Annotated in this window: 8 protein-coding genes; 7 read left to right on the top strand and 1 reads right to left on the bottom strand. The window is 43.5% G+C overall.

Annotated elements, in window-relative coordinates:
* Positions 1–23 precede the first annotated feature (23 nt).
* The 3 genes from AC1DVJ_RS29580 (at position 24) to mgrA (ending at position 2749) form a co-directional block, all read left to right on the top strand.
* Entirely contained in the window at positions 24–530 is a 507-nt protein-coding gene (locus AC1DVJ_RS29580) for an ADP-heptose synthase (RefSeq protein ID WP_477596250.1), read from the top strand.
* 24 nt (positions 531–554) lie between these two features.
* Positions 555–1580, top strand: a complete 1026-nt coding sequence (locus tag AC1DVJ_RS29575; RefSeq protein ID WP_477596252.1) for a phosphotransferase enzyme family protein — start codon at positions 555–557, stop codon at positions 1578–1580.
* Positions 1581–1759: 179 nt separating this feature from the next.
* Positions 1760–2749, top strand: coding sequence for an L-glyceraldehyde 3-phosphate reductase (gene mgrA, locus AC1DVJ_RS29570; protein ID WP_477596247.1), 990 nt, complete (start codon positions 1760–1762; stop codon positions 2747–2749).
* 3 nt (positions 2750–2752) lie between these two features.
* Here mgrA and xerS read toward each other — a convergent pair whose 3' ends face one another.
* Positions 2753–3835 (bottom strand): tyrosine recombinase XerS, encoded by a 1083-nt coding sequence (gene xerS / locus AC1DVJ_RS29565; protein WP_477596245.1) that lies wholly within the window; start codon positions 3833–3835, stop codon positions 2753–2755.
* 156 nt (positions 3836–3991) lie between these two features.
* On the opposite strand from xerS, the gene AC1DVJ_RS29560 reads away from it, so the two are divergent.
* The 4 genes from AC1DVJ_RS29560 (at position 3992) to AC1DVJ_RS29545 (ending at position 6009) form a co-directional block, all read left to right on the top strand.
* A complete protein-coding gene (locus AC1DVJ_RS29560) occupies positions 3992–4501 on the top strand; it encodes an RNA polymerase sigma factor (protein WP_477596243.1) in 510 nt (169 codons plus the stop codon).
* Positions 4502–4503: 2 nt separating this feature from the next.
* On the top strand, positions 4504–5388 hold the full coding sequence (gene rsiV, locus AC1DVJ_RS29555; RefSeq protein WP_477596240.1) for an anti-sigma-V factor RsiV: 885 nt from the start codon (positions 4504–4506) through the stop codon (positions 5386–5388).
* Positions 5389–5447: 59 nt separating this feature from the next.
* On the top strand, positions 5448–5687 hold the full coding sequence (locus tag AC1DVJ_RS29550) for a hypothetical protein (RefSeq protein WP_477596238.1): 240 nt from the start codon (positions 5448–5450) through the stop codon (positions 5685–5687).
* Positions 5688–5748: 61 nt separating this feature from the next.
* Positions 5749–6009: a DUF3892 domain-containing protein gene (locus tag AC1DVJ_RS29545; RefSeq protein WP_477596236.1), complete on the top strand. Its 261-nt coding sequence runs from the start codon at positions 5749–5751 to the stop codon at positions 6007–6009.
* Positions 6010–6042: the final 33 nt, after the last annotated feature.

Genomic DNA, 6042 nt, shown 5'->3' with positions numbered 1-6042 from the left:
TTGTAGCATTAGGGGGGAATTCCATGAGCAAAACGTTTATTATCGAAGCTGTGATGTTAGCCGTGCATGGCCAGCTCATGCTGCCATCAAAGCCTGTGACCTATTTAATTCCTTATACGAGCATTCAAGAGCTATATGAGCTGCAGATTAGTCCTGAACCCATTATGTTAGAGCAAGATGATGATGGTTTCGTCAAACAAATGATAGGTGAGCTCATTGCCTTCTTTGAGGAATCTTTTAATAAGAAAAAAATAGAAAAAGCATTGTCCATGCCATGGGGCAAAAGCCCTCCGTTACCGATTAATGAGCATGTGACATTGAAGATCGTTTATGCAATAGATAATGAAGCTTATGGTGATCAATTTGACCCGATCGAAACGGAATTAATATTGACCGCGATCAAAGAGCAAGCTGTTTTATTAACGGATCAATTCGATTTTATTGAGCGGTTAGTGGAGTCGGCTATACCTGTAGAGGCTTTTGATGTTGAGGATTTTGAGTTCGCGGTAGAAGGCGACAATCAAGTATAAGAAGAGGAGCTGAGATTGAGCATTATGCGAGTCATTGAACAAGAGGAACAACTAGCGTTACTTCCCGCTAATTGGTTTGGGGCTCAGACATGGACGCTTCGTGTTGGTGCTGGGGGAATGAATAATACAACACGATTCGTCGAAGTTGAGGGTCGTACATATGTTCTGAGACTCTACGAAACGCACCGGGACCAGAACAAAATTATGTTTGAACATAGCGTTTTACTTCGATTAGCTGAAATGAAAGAGGAGCTTCCTTTTGAAATTCCTATGCCTTTAGAGCTGCCAACGGGAGGAACCGTGGTGACACTTGGGAATGATGATGGGAAGCTAGCGGCCTTATTTACATTTACGGAGGGCCATAATCCAATMGAATTAACCTTGAGTCAGCTGCAAGACATGGGGGAAGCGRCAGGTCAACTATCTGCCTCCTTAGCTAGGATCACAATTGAAGGTAAGCCGGAGTATGCCCCTTATTATGAAATTGAACATATTCATCCTAGCTGTAAGCCGGATGCAATTCGAGCGTTTTCGCTGCAACCGCCCGAACCATTCATGGCTCAGCAGGAAGAACTTGCTTATATATTTAATCGCTATATGGCGTTATATGCCGCGATTCCAACAATTCGTCAACTGCCGCATCAGCTCGTACATGGCKATATTAATGGATCTAATGTGCTGGTTGATGATGAGGGGCGCTTGGCCGCCATTCTTGATTTTGAATTTGTGACGATSGATGCGCGTGTTATGGAGCTAGCCGTGTGTTTGTCCGATCTCATCGATCCTACGCTTTCTGAAGATAGAMTACGCGCAAATTGTAGCGCTTTCTACAAAGGGTACTGTAAGTTTGTTCAATTAGCTGAAAAAGAAATAAGCATGATACCGTTATTGATTGAGCTTCGCAGGCTGGACGTTTTTATTCATTTCCTTGGACGGTACTTAGATGGCGTGGATCCACAAGGCGTGTTGGTCGACATTATTCGAAATACGTACGAGAAAACAAAATGGCTGCAAGAGCACGATGCCTTACTGCGTTTTGATACGAAATAGTTTTAAATTAACGTGCTTACTAACCTTTAGGTGAGTAAGACACGTTTTTTTCAGTTCTTTTTTTGTTGGCAGGCTTCAACTATACTAGTACATAGGAAACAGGGAACTTGTGAAAACTTTAGTGAATACATAAGCTATTTATCTAGAATGTTTTCTCAGTCATTTGAAGGAGGACAATCATGGTCTATCAAGCTAGTTCAACACGCTATGCAGAAATGAAATATAATCGTACAGGGAAATCGGGGCTTAAGCTTCCAGCTATTTCGCTCGGCATGTGGCACAATTTCGGTGGTTTAGATCTACACGAGAACGGACGTGCGATGCTGCTTCGTTCATTTGATTTGGGGATTACGCATTTTGATTTAGCGAACAACTACGGACCGCCACCAGGCTCCGCAGAGGAATTAATGGGACGTGTACTTAAAAGTGACCTAGGCGCTTATCGTGATGAACTCATCATCTCGACGAAATCGGGCTACCACATGTGGGAAGGTCCTTATGGCGAGTGGGGGTCCAAGAAAAACATGGTGTCCAGCTTAGACCAAAGCTTAAAAAGAATGGGACTAGACTATGTTGATATTTTCTACTCTCACAGACCAGATCCGAACACACCGTTCGAAGAAACCATGGCGACGTTGGATTTAATCGTGCGTCAAGGTAAAGCTCTATATGTCGGCCTATCTAATTATTCTGCCGAGCAAACGAAAGAAGCTGCATCCATTCTCAAAGGTCTTGGTACACCGCTTCTTATTCACCAACCATCCTACAGCATGATGAACCGTTGGATCGAAGATGGCTTGCAGGATGTATTAGATGAAGTCGGCGCTGGAAGTATTGCGTTCTGTCCGCTTGCTCAAGGCTTATTGACGAATAAATATATGAATGGTATTCCCGCGGACTCAAGAGCTGGGGGTAAGAGCCAATTCCTTAAAGAGAAAGATATAACGGAAGAGAAGCTGAACCAAATTATTCAACTGAACGAATTGGCTAGCTCACGTGGTCAAAGCTTGGCGCAAATGTCGCTGGCTTGGGCACTTCGCGGCGAGCGTCTCACATCCGCTTTGATTGGTGCAAGCCGCGTAACGCAAATTGAGGAGAATGTTGCAGCTTTGAAAAACCTGGAGTTTGCTCCGGAAGAGTTGGCTGCAATCGAAAAAATCCTGAAGTAGTCTTCAGGATTCCAATCGTTTATCGATGGCCTCGGACATCGTTCGATCCGTGAGATGCGCATAGATTTGCGTGGTCTCAGGTGAGGCGTGGCCGAGCTGCTCTTGCGTTTTGTACAAGTCGTTCTGTAAGTAATAATCTGTGGCGAAGGAGTGTCGCAGCTTATGTACGGACAAGTAGGGCTTGCCAAAGCGTTTGGCGTATTTGATCACAAGCTCTTGAATGGCTCGTTTGGTCATACGTTCGCCTTCTTTTTTGCCATTTGCCATGGCAACGAAGAGGGCTTTTTCTTTTTTAAGGGGCTTGTACCGGGAAGAGCGAATTGCCAAGTAGTCCGTGAGGGCTTGTATCGCATCGAAACGGAAATACACTGGCGTTTTGAACGTATCGTCATTTTTACCTTTTCGATACACATGGGCGAGCTTCATTTTCAGATCAATATCATCGACGTTCAGGTTAAACACCTCAGAAACACGAAGCCCTGAATTAAGGATGAGCGTTACGATACAGGCATCTCTGACTTTATTTAACTCGTAGGCGTAGAGCGCTTGTTTGTTCGTCGCAACATCGTGCTCGTAGCCTTCTTTTACATAAGCAATGAACTCCACGATTTCCTCTTCTTGCAACAGTTTACCTTCGAGTTTCGCTGCACTGTCCTTCGCCTTGTGGGAGCGCTTAATTTCCACTTTGGCCATCACATTCCGCTTTAGAAGCGGGTAAAAGTTATCGTCCTCAGCAATTTGACTYAAATAATGAAATAAGGAACGAAGTGCGGATAGCTTGCGATTAATCGTTGTTTTACCATTTGCTTGTACTTTACGGGTGGCGAGGAACATGCGAAAATTATTAATGCTGTCCATATGCAGCTTCTCTAAATCCTCAAGAGGAACCTGATTCATTACGGTCGCTGTGCTTAAGCCCTCCGCAAGCAGCCAAGACAGGAAAATCTCATAATCACGTACATATTCAAGGAGCGATGAGGGTGAGAGGTCTGGGAGCTTATAATTAATAAATTTCTCAATATACCACGGCATCGAAGGTACGCGACGATCTAGCTCATGGCGATCTTTGACTTTAATAATATTCATAGAAGATCACCTCATTAGCGTCTTGCTGTTAGTATACCAGTGGATAGGCGAAATTGGTAGGCATTGAAATCAAACTATTTAGCACTCTGAGACGTCTTAGCTACAACAAGATTCATCTCTTAATAACCGCGCGGTAAAAGGAGCGTCATCAACGACATGGCTATAAATAGGAAGCTAGAAAACGAATTAATAACCTGTATAACGGAGCATAAGGAGAACRTATACCGTCTTGCTTACAGTTATGTGAAAAATCAGGAGGATGCTCTCGACATTGTGCAAGAGGCGATTCAGAAGGCTTTTGCAGCCTCTGATTCCTTGAAAAACAATGCATCGATCAAAAGCTGGTTTTACCGAATAGTCGTCAATACCTCTTTGGATTTCCTACGCAAACATAAGAAGCTTACGGTCATGGATGATGTAACGATGGAAGCAATCACGCCTGGCAGTGAAGATGCCTATACGAATATTGATTTGGAGAGAGCGCTGGAGGATTTGCCATCGATGTATCGCAGTGTCATAACGCTTCGGTATTTTGAAGATTTGAAGATCGATGAAATCGCAGAGGTGTTAAAAGAAAATACGAGCACGATCAAGACGCGGCTCTACCAAGCACTTAGGCTTTTACGGATAAAAATGAACGATGATAAGCTAGTGGAGGTAAACTAACCATGGACGAGAAATTAGATCAAATGAAACAAAACTATATGGACATTCCAATCCCTGTTGAACTCGATTTCATTGTAAATCAAGCCATTAAACAACATCGAAGCAAGCCGAGAACTAATCTGAAGTGGATGTCAGCTGTCGCGGCAGCGGCTATTGTACTAGTTACGGGTCTTAATACGAGCCCAGCGTTAGCCCAAACCTTATCCGAAATGCCCGTCGTTGGCAAATGGATGAAAGTCCTGACTTTTCGAGAATATCAGTATGATGATGGTGCGCACCAAGCGAAAATTGAAGTTCCTGTTATAACAAACATGGAAAATAAAGTGCTCGAGGAATCCTTAAATACGAAGTATTTGGAGGAAAGTAAAAAGCTCTACACAGATTTTGTGGTAGACATGGAGAAAATGAAAGCAAGTGGCTTAGAGGGTCACCTAGGTGTAGATAGCGGTTATGTCGTTAAAACGGACAATGATCAAATCTTCGCCGTAGGCAGGTATGTTGTCAATACGGTGGGTTCCTCCTCAACGACATTCCATTATGATACGATCGATAAGAAAAATCAGTTGCTCATTACACTGCCAAGCTTGTTTAAGGACGAGGGATATATACAAGTCATCAGTGACAATATTAAGGCGCAAATGATACAGCGAATGAAAGATGACCCTGCCAAAATCTATTGGGTAGAGGGTGTTCCGAATAATGTGAATTTTTACTTTAAATCCATCAAGAAGGATCAAAGCTTCTACATCAATAAGGATGGCAAGCTTGTCATTGTGTTTCAGAAATATGAGGTAACACCTGGCTATATGGGCGTCATTGAGTTCATTATCCCGACTAGTGTTCTTTCGGATCAATTAAGTACGCATGCTTATCTTTTGGCCGAATAAAATTGGACTGTGTTGCCTACATTAATTGGGTATGCAAAACATCAGCTGGGGGTATTACCATGCCGCAACAAAAGGAACTTGGTTTAGCGCAAATTAAGGATGTTGCCCAAAAGGCAGAGCAAGCCGCAGAGCAAACGCTGCAAGTTGCACAGCAAATCTACTCACAAGCTACAGCAGCGGCCCTTACTGAGGCCGAGCAGCAGCTGGAGGATCTTCAAACTCAAATCAAGCAAGCACAGCAAAAGACAGAGGATCTGAAGCAGGAGATAAAAACGCAGAGTGAGGCATCGCAGTCATAGAAGGTGAAGCCCCACTTTCAGTGGGGTAGTATGAATTGAAATAGAACAGGAGGAAATCTATATGCCGCGACGTCAAAGTGGTCCACATACCATTGATCCGAATAAAGCGATGATCCAATCGGTGCATTATGAAGATGGAAGTATCCAAGCTGTTCAATTTCAAAATGGTCAAGTGGTGGATGTTCAGACTGCGATTGAGATGACCGAAGCTGATTTAATCGAAGATGCGAATACGGGTGTGAATCGAAAGGGCGAGAAAACCTTGCGTTCGTATCCAGATGGTGATCCAAGCAATAATCTATCGAATTTACCTCGGTTTTAAAGTTGGTTTCTTCAAAAGCTGTTTACCTTTCGG

Source organism: Paenibacillus sp. P4_A9, assembly GCF_056402415.1.
The sequence above is the reverse complement of the archived record's forward strand: the minus strand, read 5'-3'. Positions and strand labels throughout refer to the sequence as shown.

What these genes read in the sequence shown, in the direction of transcription:
- AC1DVJ_RS29545 (WP_477596236.1), top strand. Translation starts at nt 5,749, where the DNA reads ATGCCGCGACGTCAAAGTGGTCCACATACCATTGATCCGAATAAAGCG.
- rsiV (WP_477596240.1), top strand. Translation starts at nt 4,504, where the DNA reads ATGGACGAGAAATTAGATCAAATGAAACAAAACTATATGGACATTCCA.
- AC1DVJ_RS29580 (WP_477596250.1), top strand. Translation starts at nt 24, where the DNA reads ATGAGCAAAACGTTTATTATCGAAGCTGTGATGTTAGCCGTGCATGGC.
- AC1DVJ_RS29550 (WP_477596238.1), top strand. Translation starts at nt 5,448, where the DNA reads ATGCCGCAACAAAAGGAACTTGGTTTAGCGCAAATTAAGGATGTTGCC.
- mgrA (WP_477596247.1), top strand. Translation starts at nt 1,760, where the DNA reads ATGGTCTATCAAGCTAGTTCAACACGCTATGCAGAAATGAAATATAAT.